22 protein-coding genes and 1 riboswitch are annotated in these 21414 nt (G+C 29.1%); of the genes, 18 read left to right on the forward strand and 4 right to left on the reverse strand.

The window, feature by feature from the left end:
* The first annotated feature begins 11 nt into the window (after positions 1-11).
* From P3X86_RS11295 to P3X86_RS11315, 5 genes are all read left to right on the forward strand, one after another.
* On the forward strand, positions 12-1151 hold the full coding sequence (locus P3X86_RS11295; protein WP_483292796.1) for a YibE/F family protein: 1140 nt from the start codon (positions 12-14) through the stop codon (positions 1149-1151).
* Positions 1152-1217: 66 nt separating this feature from the next.
* The gene (locus tag P3X86_RS11300) at positions 1218-1391 is read left to right on the forward strand and encodes a hypothetical protein (protein WP_483292797.1); all 174 of its coding nucleotides are present in this window, start codon (positions 1218-1220) and stop codon (positions 1389-1391) included.
* A 113-nt stretch (positions 1392-1504) separates the two neighbouring features.
* Positions 1505-2278 carry a polysaccharide deacetylase family protein gene (locus tag P3X86_RS11305; RefSeq protein WP_483292798.1) on the forward strand — a complete coding sequence of 258 codons (774 nt, stop codon included), beginning with the start codon at positions 1505-1507 and terminating at the stop codon, positions 2276-2278.
* A gap of 383 nt (positions 2279-2661) precedes the next feature.
* Entirely contained in the window at positions 2662-3585 is a 924-nt protein-coding gene (locus P3X86_RS11310) for a hypothetical protein (protein ID WP_483292799.1), read from the forward strand.
* A gap of 417 nt (positions 3586-4002) precedes the next feature.
* On the forward strand, positions 4003-4746 hold the full coding sequence (locus P3X86_RS11315) for a hypothetical protein (RefSeq protein WP_483292800.1): 744 nt from the start codon (positions 4003-4005) through the stop codon (positions 4744-4746).
* A gap of 281 nt (positions 4747-5027) precedes the next feature.
* Here P3X86_RS11315 and P3X86_RS11320 read toward each other — a convergent pair whose 3' ends face one another.
* Positions 5028-5072, reverse strand: coding sequence for a YjcZ family sporulation protein (locus tag P3X86_RS11320; protein ID WP_483293038.1), 45 nt, complete (start codon positions 5070-5072; stop codon positions 5028-5030).
* A gap of 1179 nt (positions 5073-6251) precedes the next feature.
* Between P3X86_RS11320 and P3X86_RS11325 the strand changes: the two genes are divergently transcribed.
* From P3X86_RS11325 to P3X86_RS11345, 5 genes are all read left to right on the forward strand, one after another.
* Positions 6252-6641: a hypothetical protein gene (locus P3X86_RS11325; protein WP_483292801.1), complete on the forward strand. Its 390-nt coding sequence runs from the start codon at positions 6252-6254 to the stop codon at positions 6639-6641.
* Positions 6642-6671: 30 nt separating this feature from the next.
* On the forward strand, positions 6672-6881 hold the full coding sequence (locus tag P3X86_RS11330) for a hypothetical protein (RefSeq protein ID WP_483292802.1): 210 nt from the start codon (positions 6672-6674) through the stop codon (positions 6879-6881).
* Positions 6882-7137: 256 nt separating this feature from the next.
* Positions 7138-7234, forward strand: a riboswitch (SAM riboswitch).
* A 130-nt stretch (positions 7235-7364) separates the two neighbouring features.
* Positions 7365-8525 (forward strand): homocysteine biosynthesis protein, encoded by a 1161-nt coding sequence (locus P3X86_RS11335; RefSeq protein WP_483292803.1) that lies wholly within the window; start codon positions 7365-7367, stop codon positions 8523-8525.
* 3 nt (positions 8526-8528) lie between these two features.
* Entirely contained in the window at positions 8529-8837 is a 309-nt protein-coding gene (locus P3X86_RS11340) for an ATP-binding protein (RefSeq protein WP_483292804.1), read from the forward strand.
* A 15-nt stretch (positions 8838-8852) separates the two neighbouring features.
* Positions 8853-9575 (forward strand): UPF0280 family protein, encoded by a 723-nt coding sequence (locus P3X86_RS11345; RefSeq protein ID WP_483292805.1) that lies wholly within the window; start codon positions 8853-8855, stop codon positions 9573-9575.
* A 198-nt stretch (positions 9576-9773) separates the two neighbouring features.
* Here P3X86_RS11345 and P3X86_RS11350 read toward each other — a convergent pair whose 3' ends face one another.
* Positions 9774-11987, reverse strand: coding sequence for a multicopper oxidase family protein (locus P3X86_RS11350; protein WP_483292806.1), 2214 nt, complete (start codon positions 11985-11987; stop codon positions 9774-9776).
* A gap of 285 nt (positions 11988-12272) precedes the next feature.
* On the opposite strand from P3X86_RS11350, the gene P3X86_RS11355 reads away from it, so the two are divergent.
* Positions 12273-12926: a hypothetical protein gene (locus tag P3X86_RS11355; protein ID WP_483292807.1), complete on the forward strand. Its 654-nt coding sequence runs from the start codon at positions 12273-12275 to the stop codon at positions 12924-12926.
* A 214-nt stretch (positions 12927-13140) separates the two neighbouring features.
* Positions 13141-13668, forward strand: a complete 528-nt coding sequence (locus P3X86_RS11360; RefSeq protein ID WP_483292808.1) for a GNAT family N-acetyltransferase — start codon at positions 13141-13143, stop codon at positions 13666-13668.
* A gap of 446 nt (positions 13669-14114) precedes the next feature.
* Here the strand turns inward: P3X86_RS11360 and P3X86_RS11365 are convergent, their stop codons facing one another.
* Entirely contained in the window at positions 14115-15341 is a 1227-nt protein-coding gene (locus P3X86_RS11365; protein ID WP_483292809.1) for a M1 family aminopeptidase, read from the reverse strand.
* A gap of 393 nt (positions 15342-15734) precedes the next feature.
* Between P3X86_RS11365 and P3X86_RS11370 the strand changes: the two genes are divergently transcribed.
* The 6 genes from P3X86_RS11370 (at position 15735) to P3X86_RS11395 (ending at position 21034) form a co-directional block, all read left to right on the forward strand.
* Positions 15735-16448 (forward strand): hypothetical protein, encoded by a 714-nt coding sequence (locus P3X86_RS11370; RefSeq protein WP_483292810.1) that lies wholly within the window; start codon positions 15735-15737, stop codon positions 16446-16448.
* Between the two features lie 94 nt (positions 16449-16542).
* Positions 16543-16944 (forward strand): hypothetical protein, encoded by a 402-nt coding sequence (locus P3X86_RS11375; RefSeq protein ID WP_483292811.1) that lies wholly within the window; start codon positions 16543-16545, stop codon positions 16942-16944.
* A gap of 242 nt (positions 16945-17186) precedes the next feature.
* Positions 17187-18215, forward strand: a complete 1029-nt coding sequence (locus P3X86_RS11380; protein ID WP_483292812.1) for an ArsR/SmtB family transcription factor — start codon at positions 17187-17189, stop codon at positions 18213-18215.
* Positions 18216-18457: 242 nt separating this feature from the next.
* Positions 18458-19684, forward strand: coding sequence for an MFS transporter (locus P3X86_RS11385; RefSeq protein ID WP_483292813.1), 1227 nt, complete (start codon positions 18458-18460; stop codon positions 19682-19684).
* 247 nt (positions 19685-19931) lie between these two features.
* Positions 19932-20636, forward strand: a complete 705-nt coding sequence (locus tag P3X86_RS11390; protein WP_483292814.1) for a single-stranded DNA-binding protein — start codon at positions 19932-19934, stop codon at positions 20634-20636.
* Positions 20637-20905: 269 nt separating this feature from the next.
* Positions 20906-21034 carry a hypothetical protein gene (locus P3X86_RS11395; protein WP_483292815.1) on the forward strand — a complete coding sequence of 43 codons (129 nt, stop codon included), beginning with the start codon at positions 20906-20908 and terminating at the stop codon, positions 21032-21034.
* A 33-nt stretch (positions 21035-21067) separates the two neighbouring features.
* On the opposite strand, the gene P3X86_RS11400 is transcribed toward P3X86_RS11395, so the two are convergent.
* Positions 21068-21361 carry a DUF948 domain-containing protein gene (locus tag P3X86_RS11400; RefSeq protein WP_483292816.1) on the reverse strand — a complete coding sequence of 98 codons (294 nt, stop codon included), beginning with the start codon at positions 21359-21361 and terminating at the stop codon, positions 21068-21070.
* Between the last annotated feature and the right edge of the window lie 53 nt (positions 21362-21414).

A 21414-nucleotide genomic window follows, 5' to 3' on the forward strand; every position in this document is an offset into this window, starting at 1 on the left:
AGGGGGAAAAAATGAAGAAATTAAAAATACTAGTGATGATAATGATAGTTATCATATCAGCTAATATATGTTACGGGGCAAGCGTTGAAGAAGGAAATCACAATAATAAACCTAAAAAAGAAATGATTAGAGGAAAAGCATTAGAGATAGTAGCAGAGGAAAGAAAGGGAATAGAAGGTTATACACAAGGTGAAACATTGACTTACCAGACAATAAAAGTCTTAGTTAAAAATGGAAAATATAAAGGGCAAGAGCTATTAATACAAAATATACTAGATGATAGATTAGCCTATAATATAAATGTAAATCCAGGAGACGATGTGATTTTACTAATAGATGAAGATGAAGATGGCTATTTTCAAGCCGCATACATATCAGATGTAGTAAGAGATAAATATTTGTACTGGATGATAGGGCTTTTTATAGTACTATTAGTAGTAATAGGAGGATTTAAAGGGCTCAAATCAGTAATTACACTCTCACTGACAATAATAGCTATACTGAAAATTTATCTTCCATTGATATTAAAAGGGAATGACCCAATATTATTATCCATAGCTGTTTGTATTGGAGTAATAACACTAACTCTTATAATATTAAATGGGATCAACACAAAAAGTGTATCAGCGATTATAGGAACATCTCTAGGAGTATTATTGGCTGGTATCTTGACGTTAATAGTTAGTAAATATGCACATCTTAATGGTTTAAGTAATGAAGAAGCTCAGATGCTGACAATGATACCTCAAGAAGTAAAATTTAATTTCAGAGGAATATTATTTTCAGCTATTATTCTAGGAGCTCTTGGTGCAGTCATGGATGTTAGTATGTCAATATCATCTGCTATGTCAGAGATAAAAGAAAAAAAGCCAGATATACACATGAAAGAGTTATTTAAGTCAGGTATGAATGTAGGAAGAGATATAATGGGAACTATGTCCAATACATTGATACTAGCATATACAGGAGGGTTTCTTAACTTAATGCTATTATTTATGGCATACGATTATACCATAGTAGATGTAATAAATAAAGAAATGGTGGCAACAGAGATAGTTAGAGCGTTAGCTGGAAGTATAGGGCTGATATTTACTATACCTATAACAGCTTTTGTATATACATTAATTATGGGTAGAAAAAAACAGGCATAAACTTGAAATAATCAATTTTTTGTAATAATATTTACTTAAAGACAAAGAGACGAGGAGGATACACAGGTGAAAAAAAGTTTAAAAGTATTTGCTATACTAAGCGGAGTGTTCTTTTTAGGGCTTGTAGTATGCAAATTTATAATGAAACTAGAAGGATTAAAAGATAAGAACAACTTATTTGTAGAAGAAGATGATCAAAATTCAATAGTACTGGGTAGATCCTATACAAAAATAAATTAGTAATTGATAGCTACAGTCTAGATAAGAAAACAAATTAGTTTATTTGTAATAATAATTAGGCTATACAAATAAATTATATTAAAGCAACAATTTTTCTTACTAGGAGGTATGCTATGAAAATAGTTTTATTAAGAAGAAAAATTATTATGAAATATATATTGCTTTTTCTATTTGTATTTATGGCGATTAGTTGGTCAGATATCATAGATGATGGTATAAAGAATGTATTTGGCCCAAAGAAAGAACTTCCAATATACAGTGTAGATAAAAAAGAAAAAGTTATAGCCATAAGCTTTGACGCAGCATGGGGAGCAGATCATACACTTAGTATCTTAGATACACTTGATAAATACAATATCAAAACAACATTTTTCTTGGTTAAATTTTGGGCTGAAAAATACCCAGAGATGGTAAAAGAGATACATAAAAGAGGTCATGAAATAGGCAATCATTCATCAACACATCCTCATATGACAAAGCTTAGTAAAGAAAATATAATCAAAGAATTGAAAGGAACAGAGTTATTAGTAAAAAAACTCACTGGTCAAAGGACTATTGTATTCAGACCTCCATTCGGAGATTATAATGATAGGCTCATAAAAACATGTAGAGAACAAGGCTACTATGTGATTCAATGGGATGTTGACAGCCTCGACTGGAAATCTTATGGAATTCAACCAGTTGTTGACAAAGTTACCAGAAATGTAAAGAATGGTTCTATAGTATTATTTCACAATAACTCCAAGTATGTAGAACAGTTTTTACCATTAATATTAGATAAACTGACAAAACAGGGGTATAAAATAATACCAGTATCACATCTAATATACAAAGGAGAATTTCGTATAGATAATACTGGTAAGCAAATAGAAATAAAATCTAAATAAGTAGTGAAGCGTAATGACTTGGTGGTTGTTACGCTTTTTGTGTAAGAAATAATCTAGCAAAAGCTAGCATTTTTTATGTTTATTTTTATTAGGGAAGATAAATGTTGTTTTTAGTAAAAAATGGTGTTGCTGTTGAAGAAATATGATAACAGGTATATAATTTACAATAGAGTAACAAATGTGAAATCGAGTTTGGTGGATATGAAGCAGTAAAATTTAGTGAAGCTAATGTTTATAAGAAATAGTTTTTTGATATATGGGAGAGAAAGTTTATTGTAATGGTAGAATATTGAAAAAATAAATTAAATTTATACAAGATAATAGTGCGTATTATGGCTATGAATTTGAATTATATGAAATACAAGAAAGAAAGGATAAATGATATGAAAAATATCAAAGAGATAATAAAGTTGCTTATAAACATAGTTCTTAAACCAAGAAAAATGGTATCAAGTAAGTCGATTGATAAATACAATGTAAAGATGGTGAAAGCTTTAATTGTTATATTATCTATTTTAATAGGAATTGAAGGAAGTCTGAAATCAAAGCATTTTATAACAACCTCAATAGTATTTGCAATATGTACTTTATTATATATTAAAGTATTATTATATATATATTTTAATGTAATCAATTGGGCAAGTGAATATTATGTTCCTAAGAAAATAGCACTTAAAATATTAATGCCATATTGCTTAATGTATTTATTACTAACGTTTTTTATAGGAGTAGTTGATTTTAAGAATATCATAACTTATTCTTTACATTTGATAACATTTATTTGGCTTAATATACAGGTTGTATTAATAGTTAAGTATAGGGTAAAAAAGAAAGAGACGCTTGATGTAATGAAAATTGGGAGTAAAATAATAATAATAACATTGCTTATAATATCCTTAGTGATAATTAATAACTACATGCAAAGACCTGAAATGCGGGAAAAAATGAGGCAAAATAGAGAGTTGAGTTATGAAAATCCTGTAATTAGAGAGCATGTATATATTGTATGTAATCACATCTATAAAAATATAAAAGAAACCATGTCAAAAGGAGAAGGTATATCATATAGACAAGAAAAAATATTAAAAAGTAAAACAAATTCTATAACTTATACAATTAATGCTCTTAGAACTAATGAAATAGAATTAATAGGAGCAATAAATGATATGGTTGTAGCAAACAGATTATGGTTTGAAGCTAAAATTAATAACGATAAAGATCAAATGAATAAGCAAAGTATAATATTTGAGAAGGTTACGAAGAATGCTGAAACTTTAATGAAAAACTTTGAGAAAGAAAAAAATTGAATAGGATATTTTTCATAAAAATATAATAGGAATTAATCAGGTAATGTGATTAATTCCTGTTTATTTGAGTATATAAAAAATACATAAAAGTTACTATTGATTATACATTTAAGTTGGTATAGTAGCTTTAATTACAACAATTAAAAGAAATTATTCTGTATTACGCTTAGAAACGACTAAAACAAGTGTGTACTTTTATAACTAATGTTGACAGCTTGGATTAGAAGTCTTACGGAGTCCAGCTGGTAGTAGATAAAGTAACCAGAAATGTAAAAAATGGTTCAATATTGATAAAGAAAGCTAAAAAAGGATTTGGATTAGCTTTCGGAGTATGGTTTTTAAGTGGTGGTGGAAGCAATATTCAGAGCTATCAATTTGATTGTATTAGATAGATATAAATAAGAGGAGTTGATAAATATGTCAGTAACGAAGGTGTTAAAGAAAACAATATCACCGAGATTAGAGAAATATGGGTTTAAATATAAAGGGACAGAAGGCAGTGGAGTATGGGTTTACGCTAGAGAAAAAGAAGGAGTAGAGCAATATATAAGATTTCAAAAGAGCGATTTTGGAAAAAAAATGAGAGTAGAAATAGCTACCTCCATAGATAGAGTTGGAATAGAAGGTCGTATTTTATCAAAAGACATAGATTACTTTGAAGAATACACAGATGAAAGTTTAGCTCAAGTTCTAAATAAACTTGTTGATGTGATAGAAAATAATGATGGGTTTAAATACCTAGAACTATTAAGTATACCAGAAGAAAGAGCTACTATAGATATGGACAGAGATTTATATAATAATCCAAGAGAAAGAGCTAAGCAGTTTGCTAAGGAGTATAATCTTGATTTAGAAGAAGAACCACATATTTTACTTAGTAAACTAGAGGAGGTACTAAAAAATATAAAGAGTGGAACGATGAAGGATAACAGAGAAGTGCTTATAAATGCAGGGGCATTTATGGGAGAAGTGATAATAGTTAATCTTGGAGGAAAATGGATATGGGATGAAAGAGTTGACTGTAGCAGTTTAGCTGAAATTGGTGAGAGAGACTACATGTATCCATTAGATGTAGTTGTGGCTTATTGGGATAAACCTGAAATGATAACATATGGATTAGTAGATAATTATAAAATTATTACAAGAACAGTCAATAACTAAACAATTAAACAGGAATTAATCATGTAAAAAGTATGATTAATTCCTGATGTTTTAATATAGAAGGGTTACATAAAAAGCAACAGAAGATAGTAATGTGTAAGAGATAAAAGTGTTAAAGAAAACAATATCTCCGAGATTAGAGAAATATTGGTTTGTGTGATTAATTCCTGACAAGGGCAAAATAGTAGAAATAGAAATATTGAAATAATAAAATAGGAGTTAATCGCATAAACGAATGTGATTAACTCCTATTTATTTGAGTATATAAAAAATACATAAAATTAGATAAATAAAACAACAATTAAAGAGAAGCTATTGTGTATTATGCCTTGGAAACGGCTTTAATACAGGGTTGTATTTTTATATCCAGTGCTAATAGTTTTGATTGAAAATCTTATGGAATTCAACCAGTTGTTTACAAAGTAACCGAAACGTAAAGAATGGTTCAATAGTATTATTTCACAATAACTCCAAGTATGTAGAACATTTTTACCGTTGATATTGGATAAACTGACAAAATAGGGGTATAAAATAGTACCAGTATCACATCTGATATACAAAGGAGAATTCCGTATAGATAATACTGGTAAGCAGATAGAAATTAAAGCTAAATAAATAGAGAAGCGTAATGACTTGAGGTGTTGTTACGCTTTTTGTGTAAGAAATAATCTAGCAAAAGTTTTATAGGAGTAGTTGATTTTAAGAATATCATAGATAAAGTAACCAGAAATGTAAAAAATGGTTCTATAGTATTATTTCATAACAACTCCAAGTATGTAGAGCAGTTTTTACCGTTAATACTAGATAAATTGACAAAACAGGGGTATAAAATAGTACCAGTATCACATCTAATATACAAAGGAGAATTTCGTATAGATAATACTGGTAAGCAGATAGAAATTAAATCTAAATAAGTAGTGAAGCGTAACGACTTGAGGGTTGTTACGCTTTATTTTTATGTAATGAAACGTATTATATTACTGATGGGATATATATAATAACATTCAAGCTTCCTATTGGTATAGTTAATAGTTATAAATGTGGGGTTTCCCCACGCCCTATAAAAAACAAAGAAATTAAATATTAAATTAAGTAAAAATTAAAATCATAAGAAAATATTGACAATTAAATTTAGCTGGTTTACATTATATTCAAGAAATAATTTTCCTAGGAAAAAAATAATAAAAGGATTATGCTTGGTACAATGTATCTAGTGGAAATACATGGTGGATGGATAATCCAAGTAAATATATGAGTGATGGAAGTTATAAGAAATCTTCTTCACCTAAAAATGGATACTGAATTTTTTATCCTTTAGAGGGTAAAGCACATTCAGGAATAATATCATCAGTAAATGGAACTAATGTAACCGTGGTTTCAAAATGGGGAGGATATGGACTATATAGACATCCCGAAATGCATTGCCCATATCCTACAGTAGTTAAAAACACTTTTTGGAAATATAAGATTGATTTCTAAATTAATTAGTGAGAGAGGTAGGTCAGATGAAGAATTTTATATTGGGATATTCACTTCTAATTGTATTATTTATAGTGGGATGCCAAAACTCTAAAACACAAGAAAATATGGATATAAACACTGTTGTAATAGGGTATGGTTTTAATAGTAGTGTAGCTATAATAGAAGATCAAGAACAAATAAAACAATTAACAGAGTTATTTAATAAAGCTGAGTTTAAAGAATGTAGTGATACAATACAACAGCCGTATTTGCGTATAAATTTTCAGGGAAAAGAAAGTTCTAAATCATATTGTATCGATAAGAATGATACTATTAGATTAAATGATGATAAATTTGCTAAAGCAAAAAATATAAGCTTTGATTTTTTATACTCAATATACGATGATAATATAACAAAGATTAAGGTTGAATAATCATGTAACTTAAATGTTGAACTACTAAAAATGATATGTAAAATAATTTTAATCATTTTACCATTAATATTAGATAAACTGACAAAACAGGGGTATAAAATAATACCAGTATCACATCTAATATACAAAGGAGAGTTTCGTATAGATAATACTAGTAAGCAAATAGAAATTAAATCTAAAGAAGTAGTGAAGCGTAACGACTTGATGGTTGTTACGCTTTATTCTTCTGTAATGAAGTAGTATTGGTGACTTAATTATAACGAAGATATTGGATAGTTGTTATTTTTTATTTATTGTTAATTTATTGATGTTTTTGGCAACTCAATGGTTACTTAATCCCTTTTTAGGTTCAGTTTTGAAATAAAATAGAAATGTAGTATTGAATAAGTTAATAAAACTTTTTTGTTGACAGCCCATAATATTTAGTTTATAATCTTTATTAATTAAGTTGGTATACCAACAAATTTTATAAAAATATATTAGAACGAATTAAATAATCTTATTAAGAGTGACTGAGGGAACTGGCCCATAGAAGTCCGGCAACCTGCTTTATGCAAGGTGCTAAAACCAGCGGCATAGCCGAATGATAAGAGTTATCAACGAACTTTCTCTATATCATTTAGAGAAAGTTTTTTTATATTATATATCATAACGTGACAATAGTTAGTTAAATTTTAAAAACTATTAAACTTTATTCACAAAGAAAGGAGTGTAAGTTAAAAGATGATTAAAAAAACTTATCAAGAAATCAATGAAAAAATCAGGAAAGGGGAAGCAGTGGTTGTAACTGCAGAAGAAATAATCGGTATTGTAAAAGAAAAAGGAATAGAAGAAGCTACTAAGCAGGTAGATGTAGTAACCACAGGAACATTTGGACCTATGTGTTCATCTGGGGCATTTTTAAATTTCGGGCATTCAGACCCGCCTATTAAGATGAGCAAAATCACGCTAAACAATGTTACGGCATGCGGAGGGCTTGCAGCAGTTGATACCTACATAGGTGCTACAGAAGAATCATTAGACAGAGGAAGAGAATATGGTGGTGCTCATGTAATATGTGATTTAATAGATGGTAAAGAAATAGAATTGAAAGCCAAAGCAAGTCCTACAGATTGTTATCCAAGAAGTGAAGTACAAACTAATGTAAGATTAGAAGACCTAAATGAGGCTTATCTTTTTAATCCTAGAAATGCTTATCAAAATTATGCAGCCGCAATAAATACTAGTGATAAAAAGATATACACATATATGGGAATATTAAAGCCAAGCAAGGGTAATATTAACTATTCTACATCAGGAGAACTTAGTCCATTGCTAAATGATCCTAATTACAGAACTATAGGAATAGGTACTAGGATTTTCCTAGCAGGGGCTCAAGGATATGTGTCGTGGCAAGGAACACAGTTTAATTCATCGGCTAATAGAGGTGTTAATGGTGTGACTTTAGGACCAGCAGCAACACTAGCTGTTATTGGAGATTTGAAGGATATGGATACTGAGTATATTCAGCCTGCTGTATTTGAAAACTATGGTACATCTATTTTTGTAGGTATAGGTATCCCAATACCAATATTGGATGAAGATATGATGAAAAAGGTATGTGTAGAAAATAAAGACATATATACAAGTGTTATAGATTATAGTGTTAAGAAAAAAAATAAACCTTCAGTGGCGAAAGTTAGCTATGAAGAACTTAGAAGTGGAAAAGTAGTAATTGATGGAAAAGAAATAAAGACAACTCCACTATCTAGTTTACAGAAAGCTAGAAAAATTGCTAATGAGCTTAAATTTTGGATAGAGAATGGTGATTTTTTTATTCAAGAGCCTATACAACGGTTTCCACAAAACAATATAGTTAAGGCAATGAAAATTAAGGAGGAATGATAAATGACAACAACAAAAAAAATAAAATGTAATGAAAATGGAAATTTCTTTATCGAAATTAAAGGAAAAGAAAGTGAGATAATTAATGCTATAAATTATCTTAAAAAAGAAGGAATAGGATTAGCTCAGTCTAATATCAGTATTAATATAAATAGAAATAAATGTGTTAACTGTGGTGCATGTACGGCAGTTTGTGAAGCATCTGCATTAAATATGGATGCAAATTGGCATATACAGGTTGACAGTAAAAAATGCCTGACATGTAAACTATGTAAAAGAGCATGTCCTACTAGAGCTATTTCATATATATAGTATAGGGTGCATTGTATGTATGAAGAAAGAACTTATAGAAAAAGCTTGAAGACTTCGAATTTAGTTAATTTTACTGCAATTATAAAAGAAACAGATTTATATATTTCAGCAGATGTTGATTTAAAAAAAGAAGCTATGCAGTATATTAAAAAATACAGGTCTCAATTGGAGATGTACGGCAATATGAACAAAAAGTTTATTCACTCTCTAAAACCTATTAAAGAAGATGTTAATGCGCCTTTGATAGCAAATGCTATGATTAATGCATCAAACCGAGCTGGTGTTGGACCTATGGCTGGAGTAGCTGGAGCTATGGCGGAGTATGTAGGGAAGGATTTATTAAAACATAGCAATGAAATAATCATAGAAAATGGAGGAGACTTATTTGTAGCTACAAATAAAAAAAGAATTATTTCGATTTATGCCGGCACATCACCTCTCTCGCAAAAAATAGGAATTGAAATAAATCCTAATGAATCTCCAATAGGTATATGTACTTCATCAGGAATGATAGGGCACTCATTAAGCTTTGGAAAGGCTGATGCAGTTGTTGTGTTATCTAAAGATACTATACTAGCAGATGCAGTAGCAACCGCAACTTGCAATATCATAAAATCAGAAGAAGATATAACTAAAGGAATTAGATTCGTTAAAAGTATACCTGATATTATCGGGATATTGATTGTGATAAATGATAAACTAGGTATTTGGGGAGATATAAAATTTATAACTTTTTAGTTTTTATATAGTTGACAGCGTCAGTGTACACCAAATATATCAAGGAGATTTTCTTATAAATAATAAGCATATAAAAATTAAACTAAAATAGAAGCAAAGCGTAACGAGAGGATGGTTGTTACGCTTTTATTACTTCTATGCTAAAAAATTGCCCGTACTAAAGTCAGAATAATACGGATGAATTATTTGAAATAGAAATTAACTGCATCCTTTTCTTATGCAGATTTTAACGATGTCTTTTTCTACAAATTTATAAGCCAATAGTTGATTTGTGATGTTGTTTGTGCTAAAGTTTTGTGTTCGTGCAAATACTTCACATAATATAGATGCACCTGTAATTTGAAAATCATCACCTTCATTAGCATCTTCCCTATCAATGACACATTCAAAAGGTATATCATCTATAATTTCGTGGTTCTTTTCATTACCATTTTCTAAGATAGCAGTATAGGCGATAGATCTACGAATAAAGCCACTGATTACGACTTTTTCAGGACATACTTTTTCAATTTTGGCGTGCACTGTATTTTTATGTATTAAAGGAGCATCATTTAATGCAGGCGGTACTAGCTGTGTTGTTCCTGTAGTGATAACTTGACAACAAGATTGTGGATTTGCTTCAGGTATAGGACTAGAAATAACTTTAAGTGGTCTCATCATCTCATTATCTTCATGGTCTAACATATGACAATGCCATACATATCCTGGGCCAAAAGTAGGATCAAATGGGAACAAATTTACTCCCGGTTTTGCTTTTTTAGGATTTGCATCTTGAGGTGCAAATCGCAAAATAATTCTAGTTACTTCATTTGGATTAGCTCGAATAGTATCTTTCCATCCTCGTTCATTCATATCTGGGTCTATGGGGTTACCTACTAGATAAGGCTTAACGTCTAATGGTATTGTTGGATGCTGAAGAGGAGGTTCACCATTAAGTTTAGTCCAATCTTCTGTATATTTAATCCTTTCAAATTTTTGACGGTTAAGCATTTTGAACTGCAATAGATGTATATGAATAGGGTGAGTAACTCCAGTTAAATTTACAATTTCCCACGTTACCGTTGACCCAACTATAGGCAATTCTGAAATAGGAGCGGTAAATTTTTGACCATCTAATAATATTTCTAGAGGCCCGTTTGGCCCACTTACCAGATTAAGAGTTAAGATTTTTTTAGGTACATTTGGTACTAGTGTAGGTATTTTATTTAGTTCTGCTGGAAGTTTAGCAGGAGGTACTGCTGGAGTTTCAAGTACAGTGAATTGCATAATTTGCCCAACAGTATCTGGATCAGGAGGACTTCCATTAGGGAAAACAGCTGGAGCATCATTAGTAAAAATGATTTTAGTTCCATGATCTAGTTTAGAAAAGTCTATTAATATATCAGCGCGTTCTCCTGGTGAAATTAAAAGTTCTTTTAATTCAACAGGGGAAGCTAGAAATCCGCCATCCGAACCAATTTGAATAAAAGATTGGTTATTTGAGAGCTTAAGATTATAGAAACGAGAATGCGATCCATTAGCTAGTCTAAATCGGTATTGCCTACGTTCTACATCTAAATTTGGCCATACTTTACCATTAACCATAATAGTATTACCTAAGAAAGATTGAATCCAGTATGGATGAACATCAGGATTAACACCATCGCTAGGAAACAATAATGAACCATCTTCAAAAAATGAACGATCTTGAATAACTATTGGAATTTCATATGGCTTCTTAGGAAGCAGGGGCTCTATTTTACTATCTAAATCGCGTAGCAAATAAAATCCAGCAAGACCAGCATATACATTAATACGAGTGATACCTAGAGTATGATCATGATACCAAAGTGTTGCTCCTTCTTGCTCGTTAGGATAAGTATAGCGAGATTTTGTAAAGTCTGGCCCTTTCATTGCCTCGCCAGCTGTAAACCATGTATCTGGACCACCGTCAGAATCAGATCTAACTTCTCCACCATGTAAATGTGTAACAATAGGGACAGGTTTTTGTGCTAGAGGAAATCCTGGTGGAAATGGCGGAAATGGTGGAGTTGGTGTTGGGATGTCATTTGGGTTTGCCCAGTGTAAAGTGGGGTCTACTGCAAATAAACTTGGCTCAGTAAGGTTATTTACCCACTGCACATTGACAGGTATGCCTCTAATAGCTTCGAATGTAGCGCCTGGACTACTATTGAAATATGTTGAAGGATGTAAATGGTCACATTCAATAGTACCTTCATATCCCCACACCGTAGTCATGGGAAATTCTGATGGAAGTATTTGTTGTTTAAATTGAGCGATGCTTATTGTATAATTATGACTTTGTTCTTCACCTGTAACTGGATTAGTTACTATAGTAGGTTTAAATGTTGGTGGAATGGACAATTCGTTAATGTATTTAGGGATAAGCATTGGATCTAATGGTTTTGGCATTTTATAGCCTCCTTCATTATATTTTTTTAAGGAAGATAATAAGTACTCCTCAATTTACAATATATGTAGATGTATTCAAAAAAAGATATTTTTGAAGAAATTTTTTACTAGAATAATAGAATAAATAAGGTTACATGTACAATAGCTGATTCAATTTAAAAATTTTATTACTTTTTTGTCTTAATACTCTAACTATGTATAACTTTTTAATTTAAATATACATCTAATCTGCCGATATAAATAATGATGTATATTAAAATTAAATTACTATATAGGGGTGATATCATGAAAATAACAGGAGGATTGAGTAATCAGGCTAGTAATAATAATGCAATAAATAATCATATTAACAGCTTAAATACAAATAAAGATGTTAAAGCTAACAAATTTGGTATGATAAAGTCCAATTCTTTAGAAATAAGCAAACAGGGCAAAAATAAATCAAAACTAGATCAGTTAAACAAGCAAAAACAAAGTATTATAGATAACAAAAATGATCTAATAAGTAAAACTCTTGAAAGAGGGGGCGATATAAGAGAAATTAAATCTCAGATAGAATCCTATGACGAACAATTAAAAAATATAGATGATCAAATTTCAAAAATCCAAAACCACGAATTAAATGACAAAGATAAAGAAAAAAAAGGAAAAAAACAACAAATAGGAGATAAGGACAATAAAATATTTAATGATATAGTAAAGCTTGACGGATTGCTAACACAAAATAAAAGTTTAATGTCAGTAAAAAATGATATAGAAGGTAGAGCAAAAGTACTAGAAGCCGAGATAAAACTTGATGAAATGCGTGGAATGACGGTGAAGGATAAGAAGTCACGATTAGCAGAGTTAAAGGAAGGTATAAACAAATTAAATGAATCGATAGGTGAGAAACTAGAAGAATTAAAAGAAGAAACTTTGAAGAAAAATACAGTTGATTAGAAGTATAATAAAATACTAATTTATAAATATACATATTTAAGCTGTCTAATAGTGGATAGCTAAAGAGTTTTTACAAAATAGCACATATATATGTTTTACTATTGTGAAAGAATATATAAAGTTGCATTATTATCTATCGTTTTACATTTATAACAAATTTATGATATAATTTGAAATATAAAGTTGAGAACTAATGAAGATAGGAGACTCTAAGATGTTTTACATAGAAACAGAAAGATTATTACTTCGTGATTGGCAAGAAGAAGATATACCGATATTTTGTAATATGAATAAAGATAAAGAGGTTATGCAGTACTTACCTAAAGTACTAACAGAAGAGGAAACAAAGAACTTTTACAATGTAATAAAGAAGGAATTTAGTGATAAAGGGTATGGTCTTTATGCAGTAGAATCAAAGGAAAAGAGAGAATTTATAGGCTTTGTAGGATTTCATATAGCTACATTTCATATAGATTTTACACCTTGTGTGGAAATTGGATGGAGGATTCGTAGAGAAGATTGGGGTAAAGGTTATGCCACAGAAGCAGCTAAGGCGTGTATAGATTATGGGTTTGAAGTATTAGGATTTAAAGAAGTTTATAGTTTTACGTCTGTTATTAATGAGCCATCACAAAAAGTAATGCAAAAGATTGGGTTGGAGTATGTTAAGAAATTTAATCATCCTAATTTAGATTTGAACAATCCATTATCACCTCATGTTTTATATAAAATAGAAAGGTGAATTTGCTGTTAACTTTAGAGTATATAAAAGTAAATAATACAAGTACAAAATAAGAGAGGCTGTCATAATTAATGGGACAGCCTTTTTTATTAAAGGATTTAATAAATATAATGGACAAATAATGATTATGGCTTAACTTGAATGTATTATAATTTAAATAATGGAAAAAGGGGGTGAAGGAATGTCATTATCTAAATTTGCAGGGTATAAAATGTCAAAAAAAAATGGATATCAATGTAAAACAGAAGCACTTTATTGTACAAGGATTATTTATTATTAATAGTAGTAGGATAAAAGGGGTGCTTTACATTAGCCCCTTTTAGTTATATTTTCATTGAAGGTCGGAGCAGTGGTTTATGGATTTGTAAATTTGAAAAATGAAAAAAATTATAGCGTTTGCTATGATGTAAACAAATCCCTTGGTATATTTAACCAAGGGACTAAAATTAACTCTGAAGGCGTAAAAGCATATTATCAGAAGTTGCTTTATCTGTAATAACTTCAAGTTTTTCTAGAAATCTTGAGGTTGTATCTATTTTTTCTGAATGAATAGATTTTAATAATTTGTTAAATTTGCATAACCCTATTTCGTCTTCTAATTCGTAAAGCAAATATGCACCCTTCTTATATAGAACGTCAAAAGCATTCTCATCTGAGCGGTTTAAGCCTATAATAGGTGGTAAATTCTTTGAAATTTCTTTATATTTATTTATAGTATCATTGAATTCATCTACTCCAAATATATCTCTAATAATCATTAAGCAAGAATATTCAGCAAATGATTCGTTTAGCCAGTCTTCATATGTAGATGAGTTTGCTTTATTCCACCACAGATGAGCTAATTCATGAGCTAAATACTTCAGATAATATCTTTTTGTATCTTGATTAGTATTTTTCTTAACATTATCTAAAACAATCAGATTTTTTCTGCAATAACCACCACCACGTTCTCTAGGAAGGATAACTATGGATAGTATACCTTTTTCTATTTCACCAAACGTAGAATTAAATGTATTTAATAACTTTGATATTTTATCACTTAAAAAAGAGCATATGTCTAAGTGATCATTATTTATATAGTATAAATTTACATTAAAATAATTTATTGACACAGAGTGTTTATTTGTTGAGAACTTATCTGATACAATAAAGGAACAATCATTAGATTCAAAGTCTTGGTTAATTATCCAATGGTTGCCGTTGAGTATAACATTACTTGCTAAAACAGTAGTAGGTTCTGATGTTTTTATTTTTATATTGAATTTTGCATGCGCAAAAGATTCAGTTAAAGGAAACCATGGTGAATATAGACCTAATTCAGTGTATGAAGAAGATATTCTGTTAACATGTGATTTTTCTAATAATCCAATTTTACCACTATATTTGAAGAATATTTTTTCAAAAGTCCCTTTAACAAGTTCTTTATTAAATACAATAGTAAGCTTTTTAGATTCAGTTATAAATGGAGACCATGAAGAAATTTTATCATCTACAATATATTTTTGAATGTTTTTTCCAGATATAGAACGCACATCCAAATCCTTATGAATATATAGTGTTAATCCTTTACAGTTTTCTTCAACATATAAATTAAGTAAAATATCAACATCAATGAACTCTTTTTTCATATCCAATAATAAAGTACCTTCGTATAGTGAAGATTTAGCTGTCATATTACTCCCCCTTTAAGTTGCTTATACTGTATTTATTATATAATACATTATACATTGACACAATTATAATATATACTCCCATCAAGAAACGAATATCGTTTTGAATCATTTGTAGCTCAATGTTTTTTCATTGTGTAGCGAAGCTAGACGAATACATTATATTTCTGCAGTGTTTTTTAAGATTATTTGTATAAAGAATTTTACTGCAATATGGTTATTTTTTATCCCTTGAGAGTTCTAATATATTTCAATACTTAGATGTTTTTCCACAATAAACGCCTGTTGTTGAAAAACATACCAAAGATATGATTATTGCAGTTTTAAAATTTCATAAATATAAACAAAGATAGATGGAAAAAATATAAGCAAATATATTTTGATGGAGGATTTAATATGGGCATACTTAATGCTATAGTGACAGGGTTCAAAAGAATAACAGGGTTAAGTGAGTATATATTTGTTTACCATAAAAACAAAGAAATAATTTGCACATTTTACAATACAAGTGAAGGTAAAAGGATTATACAGTCTTATCTTAAAAAGTTAAATATTAAACAAGATGAGGTTGATTATATAGTAAAGGATAGTATCAAAGATGAGCAAGATGAGCATGAGTTCAATGTATTTAAAGTAGTTATGTTAAATGACGAACCTATGTTATACAATGAAGTAGTTAGGTTTGCAAAATCAAAGCAAATAAAAGGATTTGATTTTAAACAACCTAAGTATGGATTAAACAAATATACTGTAGAAAATACCAATGAAAGTAATTCAAATAACCAAGATGAGCAATATACACAGGGTGATAAATCAGATAAGACGCCTTCAAATAATATTGATAAAGAAGTTGGAGGAGATGGTAGTAATACAGATAGTTCTCAGAATGGGACAAATGATAACACTAATCAAACAGAAAATAAAAAAAATCAAAACCAAAATAAATCAGGAGATAATAAAGACCAAAAACAGAGTGAATCAGAAAATAATAAAGGTGAAAAAGACCAAAAACAAGATGAATCGAAAGATGATAAAGATAAGAAAGACCAAAATAAAAAGGAAGCAAAAGATAACAAGGGCAATAATAAAAATAAAACAGAAGATACATGATAATAAAATTTTCATCGGTGATGAAATAAAAATGGAACTTTTATAACAAAATTAAGTATAAATATATATAACATATATATAAAGGGAGGAAGTCATGAAAACAAAAATATTAATAGTAGGATTAGTTGCTTTATCTACCATGATGTTTTCAGCATGTGATTCAGCAGATAGCAATAAAAAGAAAGATAGTAATGGAAAGCAAGAGAGTAATATAAGTCAAAATATAGATAAAGAAGGTAAGCCTAAAGCGAAAATAGCAGTAAATATAAGTGGCAAAATCACAGAGATAAGCAAGGATGGTAATAAGATTAAAGTAGGAGATAAGTGGGTCATAATAGATGAAAATACGAGGTTTGAAGATGATCCAGACAATGGAATAAAGCCAGTACCTAAAGATTTTGAGATAGGTAATGAAATCACAGGGTATACAGAAGATGACCTGAGTAAAGAAGAAGTCAGAGCAATAAATATAAGTAGCAATAAAAAGAGTAAATAATATAAATCTATATTAATGGCAACTCGTAAATAATTCATATAAAATACAAGAGACTTGTTTAGTGCGGCAAGTCTTTTGTATTTGGTCAAATTATTATATATACAGATTTGTTTTGTGTATTACAAACAGTCGATTTTTTGAAACGTCTACAAAAACAAAGAAATTATTAAAATCGAAACCTGTTGACTTTCGATGAATATAGAAATATAATAATATAAAATATATTAAGGAGGAGTAGGTTAGTGGAAAAACTATTTAATGATGTTTATTTCTTTGAAAGTCCTTTGTTAAACTTTATATCCTGTATGTTTAGAATGTTGAATAATGAAAAGTTTAAAGATAACCATAATGAAATAGATAGATTATTACAAAAATGTAAAGAATCAAAAGACTATAATGATAATATAAAAAAGAAATTGAACAAGTTTTTTAACTGGGAAACTTTTTTTGGAATATGCTTAATTTCACGTGTTATAAAAAACAATATACAAACAATAGACGAGTTTATTGAGTATATACAAAAAATTGATAGCAATGAGCTACTATCGTTATTCTTATCAACAGGCTATAATAGTGAAGATAATGCGATAAATATAGAAGAACTTTTAGCTGATGAAAAGAAATGCATTGATTTTATTAATAATGAAATGTATTTACCAACCGAACATAAATGGGATATATTACAGTTCTTTATGAAACCAGATGATATGAAGAAAGAGTTTCTGGAGTTGATAGTAGAGTTTAATAAAATTTATGTAGCTATACAAAATGAAGTTATAAATAAAACAAGAGATGCTAAAATAGATATTATTAAAAATATAAAAAAATACAGAGATGAATATATAGGCATTGTAACTAATTTAAAATATAAGAAAGAACAAAAAATCATACTTGCAATGTCTTATTTTTATGGAAGCGCTTGTTTAGAGACAGGATATGATGAATATAGAATATACATGGTTGGGTTTAAATATTACAAAAAAAATACTGAAACGAAGCACAGTATTTTATCAGTGGTTGATGTTTTTAAGACACTTGGAGATGAAACTAGACTAAATATAATTAAATTACTTTCTAATAAAAGCTGTTATGGAAAGGAGATTTCGAAAGCTTTGAAACTTTCTAATTCAACTATATCACATCATTTGTATATGCTTGTCGATAAAGAAATTGTAACAATTCAGAGAGTTGATAATAGAACATATTTTTCATTAAATAAACAGCAACTTAAGAAGATTGTAAATGATACTGTGAATAAGATATTAAACTAGAGGTTAGTTTAATAAAAATTTTTAAAAATAAATTTCGATACACATAGAAATGCTACAAGTTTTTATACAACATGAAAATTAAAATAAGATTTAAAAAGCAAACAAAGAAGTTTTAATATGTGTGATTATTTGATATTTGTTGTAAATGATTGATACATGAGGTGTTTATTATATTTTTTTAAGATTAAATTTCGATGTTTATCGAAACTTAGTATATTAACATAATGATGGGAGATGACAAAATGAGCAAAATTGAATTATTAAAACGCAATAAAAATTTTAGATTACTTTGGTTAGGAAGGATTGTTTCATCACTAGGTAGCAATTTTCACTCTATAGCTGTTATGTGGTATGTCTTACAAACTACAGGTTCAACGGTTCAAATGGGAATAAGCTTGATAATTACACAGCTACCATATATAATTCTAGGGTTAATTAGTGGTACTATAGCTGATAGATATGATAAAAAGAAAATTATAGTGATTTCTGATGTTGTAAACGGTTTGTTAGTTGGGGTAATATCTGTTTTATTATATACTGATTCGTTGACTATAACTAGATTATACTCTATATCCTTTATGATGTCCTGTTCTGGAGCATTTTTCGGGCCTTCAGTTACTTCTCTAACACCAATAATAGTGAAAAAAGACGATTTGATAGAGGCAAACTCTCTTATGAGTGTGGGGGTTAAAGTATGTTCAATAGTTGGACCAGCTTTAGCGGGCATACTATTTTCAATAGTTGGATTCACAGGAATGTTTTTAATTGATAGTATTTCATATTTATTATCTGGAATATCAGAGATATTTATAAAGGTGGAAAAAATACGCATAAACAAAAATGATGTAAAAAAGAAAAATTTCTTTGACGATATGAAGATAGGATATCAATATATGTTCAAAAATAAATTGGTGCTAAAGTATACAATAGTTGGTGGATTGATAATCAATCTATTCAGCGCGCCATTATCAATATATATACCTGTATTTTCAGATAGAGTATTAAACAATCAAGCTGGCTATGGTATATTGCTAACATCTCTATCAATAGGTAGTGTACTAGCAGCAATGCTTGCTAGTACAATTACTAAACGAGTTGATTATTTTAAAGCAACAGCTATTGGGTTTGTAGGAGAGGGTATTTTTATGTTGTTGTTTGGGATATCGCCTAATATGATTAGCACTATCATTGTGTTTATTTTATTAGGTGCGTCATTTGGATTATGTGGAGTGTGTTTATCCACCGTTTATCAGAGGATTGTCCCTAGTGATTATTTAGGAAGAGTGTCTAGTGTAAGTATGTTACTATGTAGTATAACCACACCTATAGGTTACTTTGCAGGAGGTTTAGCTGTAAAATATCTATCACTGAAAATTATACTTATTACATCAGGTATTATAGTCACGATATCTGGGTTAACTACTATAAGAGCTAAAGAAGAAAATAATAAGTTACATCAAAATTGTTAGTATAAACCGTTATGCCCACTTTAATTTAGTTGAAGTGGGTTTTTTAAGTATTCAAAATACCCTGATTACCTTTACTAAATAGAATTTTTTTACAATAAAGAAGGAGTTTTAATTAAAATGTCAAATATTTAATTTGATGATAAATTATGAAAAAACCAAAGAAAATAATCATAATAAAACAAGTTGTTGAATATGTATTAATGTAAGATTCAAAAAAACATAAGAGTAAGAAAGGGTGTTGAGGTATATGACAGACAAATTAATTGAAAATAATACTGTTAAACTAGCTGGAGAAGTTGTTTCAGGGCTCGAATTTAGTCATCAAATGTATGGTGAAGGGTTTTATATGTTCAAGATAGAAATACCTAGACTTAGCAATTTTGCAGATGAATTACCTGTGACTATATCAGAGAGGCTTTTGGTTGATATTGATTTGAAAATAGGTGCTAAAATTTTTATTGAAGGACAACTAAGATCATACAACCGATACATTAATGGCAATAATAAATTATTGTTAACAATTTTTGCTAGAGATGCATATATGCCAGAAGAAGAAGATTTCATAAATATGCTTAAGAAACCTAATGAAATTTACCTCGACGGGTATATATGTAAAAAACCAGTATATAGAACCACTCCATTTGGTAGAGAAATAACAGATATACTTTTAGCAGTTAATAGACCTTATAATAAATCAGATTATATTCCTTGTATATCATGGGGAAGGAATGCCAGATTCTGTGAGAAGCTTAAGGTAGGAGATCATATTAAGCTATGGGGTAGAATTCAAAGCAGATCATATCAGAAAAAGCTTGGTAACGCAGAAGTTAGCACGAGAATAGCTTATGAAGTATCGGTATCTAAGCTAGAGTTTTTGAAAGATGAAAACAATAGAGAGATAAGAGAAGAAGACGATTGTAACTTAAACGAAGAAGCAGATGCATTGGTATAATCTATATAGTATTAAATATTTATAAAAAATAGGAGGCTTTTCAATATTGATAACCTGACAAGGGTTATGATTTTGAAAGACCTCTTTTTAGATTTATATTGTTTAAAACAAGTAATTGATGTAAAATTGAATTAGTTAATTTTTTAGGAGTGATATTAATGAATGGCAAAAATAGAAAAGTTGTAAAAATAGTTTCGTTGCTTATAGTAGCGATGATGGTAATAGGTCTATTTGCTAGCGTTTTTATAAGATGATAGGGAGATAGAGATATGTATTATAAAATAGCATTAGCTATAATTTTATTAATAATACTAGTTAGTATACAGTACACATTAAATAAAATTTTATTAGAGATAAAAAAGCTTGGTAGAATTTTAGAAAAAAAGACTTACAAATAAAAAGAATTAAAAAAAGCAATCGAATTGCTTTTTTTAATTCTTTTTTTTATCTTTAACTAATGAAATCCCTTTTTTAATAGTTTTTACGTATGTATCTATATTTAAGATTTTATCTTTAGTATAAGATGAAACTTCATCTACATTTTTAGTGATATCATTTACATTGTTCATAACACCAGTAAGGTTGTCTTCGTTTTTCTTAATTAAGTCGTTTAGAGATCTGATACACTCTGCAACTCTAATAAATATAGGTATAAGAAAACAAACAATTACTACAAAACCCACAAAATATCCGAATCTTAATACTTCTGAAAATGTTAATTCCAAAATTTTCTCCCCCTTTTGTAAAAAATTTATAGCTTGTTTATGTTTTTCATATA

This window comes from Abyssisolibacter sp. ZYX002, from assembly GCF_056892235.1.

What these genes read in the sequence shown, in the direction of transcription:
- P3X86_RS11325 (WP_483292801.1), top strand. Translation starts at nt 6,252, where the DNA reads ATGAAGAATTTTATATTGGGATATTCACTTCTAATTGTATTATTTATA.
- P3X86_RS11330 (WP_483292802.1), top strand. Translation starts at nt 6,672, where the DNA reads ATGATATGTAAAATAATTTTAATCATTTTACCATTAATATTAGATAAA.
- P3X86_RS11305 (WP_483292798.1), top strand. Translation starts at nt 1,505, where the DNA reads ATGAAAATAGTTTTATTAAGAAGAAAAATTATTATGAAATATATATTG.
- P3X86_RS11360 (WP_483292808.1), top strand. Translation starts at nt 13,141, where the DNA reads ATGTTTTACATAGAAACAGAAAGATTATTACTTCGTGATTGGCAAGAA.
- P3X86_RS11340 (WP_483292804.1), top strand. Translation starts at nt 8,529, where the DNA reads ATGACAACAACAAAAAAAATAAAATGTAATGAAAATGGAAATTTCTTT.
- P3X86_RS11315 (WP_483292800.1), top strand. Translation starts at nt 4,003, where the DNA reads ATGTCAGTAACGAAGGTGTTAAAGAAAACAATATCACCGAGATTAGAG.
- P3X86_RS11345 (WP_483292805.1), top strand. Translation starts at nt 8,853, where the DNA reads ATGTATGAAGAAAGAACTTATAGAAAAAGCTTGAAGACTTCGAATTTA.
- P3X86_RS11295 (WP_483292796.1), top strand. Translation starts at nt 12, where the DNA reads ATGAAGAAATTAAAAATACTAGTGATGATAATGATAGTTATCATATCA.
- P3X86_RS11390 (WP_483292814.1), top strand. Translation starts at nt 19,932, where the DNA reads ATGACAGACAAATTAATTGAAAATAATACTGTTAAACTAGCTGGAGAA.
- P3X86_RS11365 (WP_483292809.1), bottom strand. Translation starts at nt 15,341, where the DNA reads ATGACAGCTAAATCTTCACTATACGAAGGTACTTTATTATTGGATATG.
- P3X86_RS11310 (WP_483292799.1), top strand. Translation starts at nt 2,662, where the DNA reads ATGAAAAATATCAAAGAGATAATAAAGTTGCTTATAAACATAGTTCTT.
- P3X86_RS11370 (WP_483292810.1), top strand. Translation starts at nt 15,735, where the DNA reads ATGGGCATACTTAATGCTATAGTGACAGGGTTCAAAAGAATAACAGGG.
- P3X86_RS11350 (WP_483292806.1), bottom strand. Translation starts at nt 11,987, where the DNA reads ATGCCAAAACCATTAGATCCAATGCTTATCCCTAAATACATTAACGAA.
- P3X86_RS11385 (WP_483292813.1), top strand. Translation starts at nt 18,458, where the DNA reads ATGAGCAAAATTGAATTATTAAAACGCAATAAAAATTTTAGATTACTT.
- P3X86_RS11355 (WP_483292807.1), top strand. Translation starts at nt 12,273, where the DNA reads ATGAAAATAACAGGAGGATTGAGTAATCAGGCTAGTAATAATAATGCA.
- P3X86_RS11395 (WP_483292815.1), top strand. Translation starts at nt 20,906, where the DNA reads ATGTATTATAAAATAGCATTAGCTATAATTTTATTAATAATACTAGTT.
- P3X86_RS11335 (WP_483292803.1), top strand. Translation starts at nt 7,365, where the DNA reads ATGATTAAAAAAACTTATCAAGAAATCAATGAAAAAATCAGGAAAGGG.
- P3X86_RS11375 (WP_483292811.1), top strand. Translation starts at nt 16,543, where the DNA reads ATGAAAACAAAAATATTAATAGTAGGATTAGTTGCTTTATCTACCATG.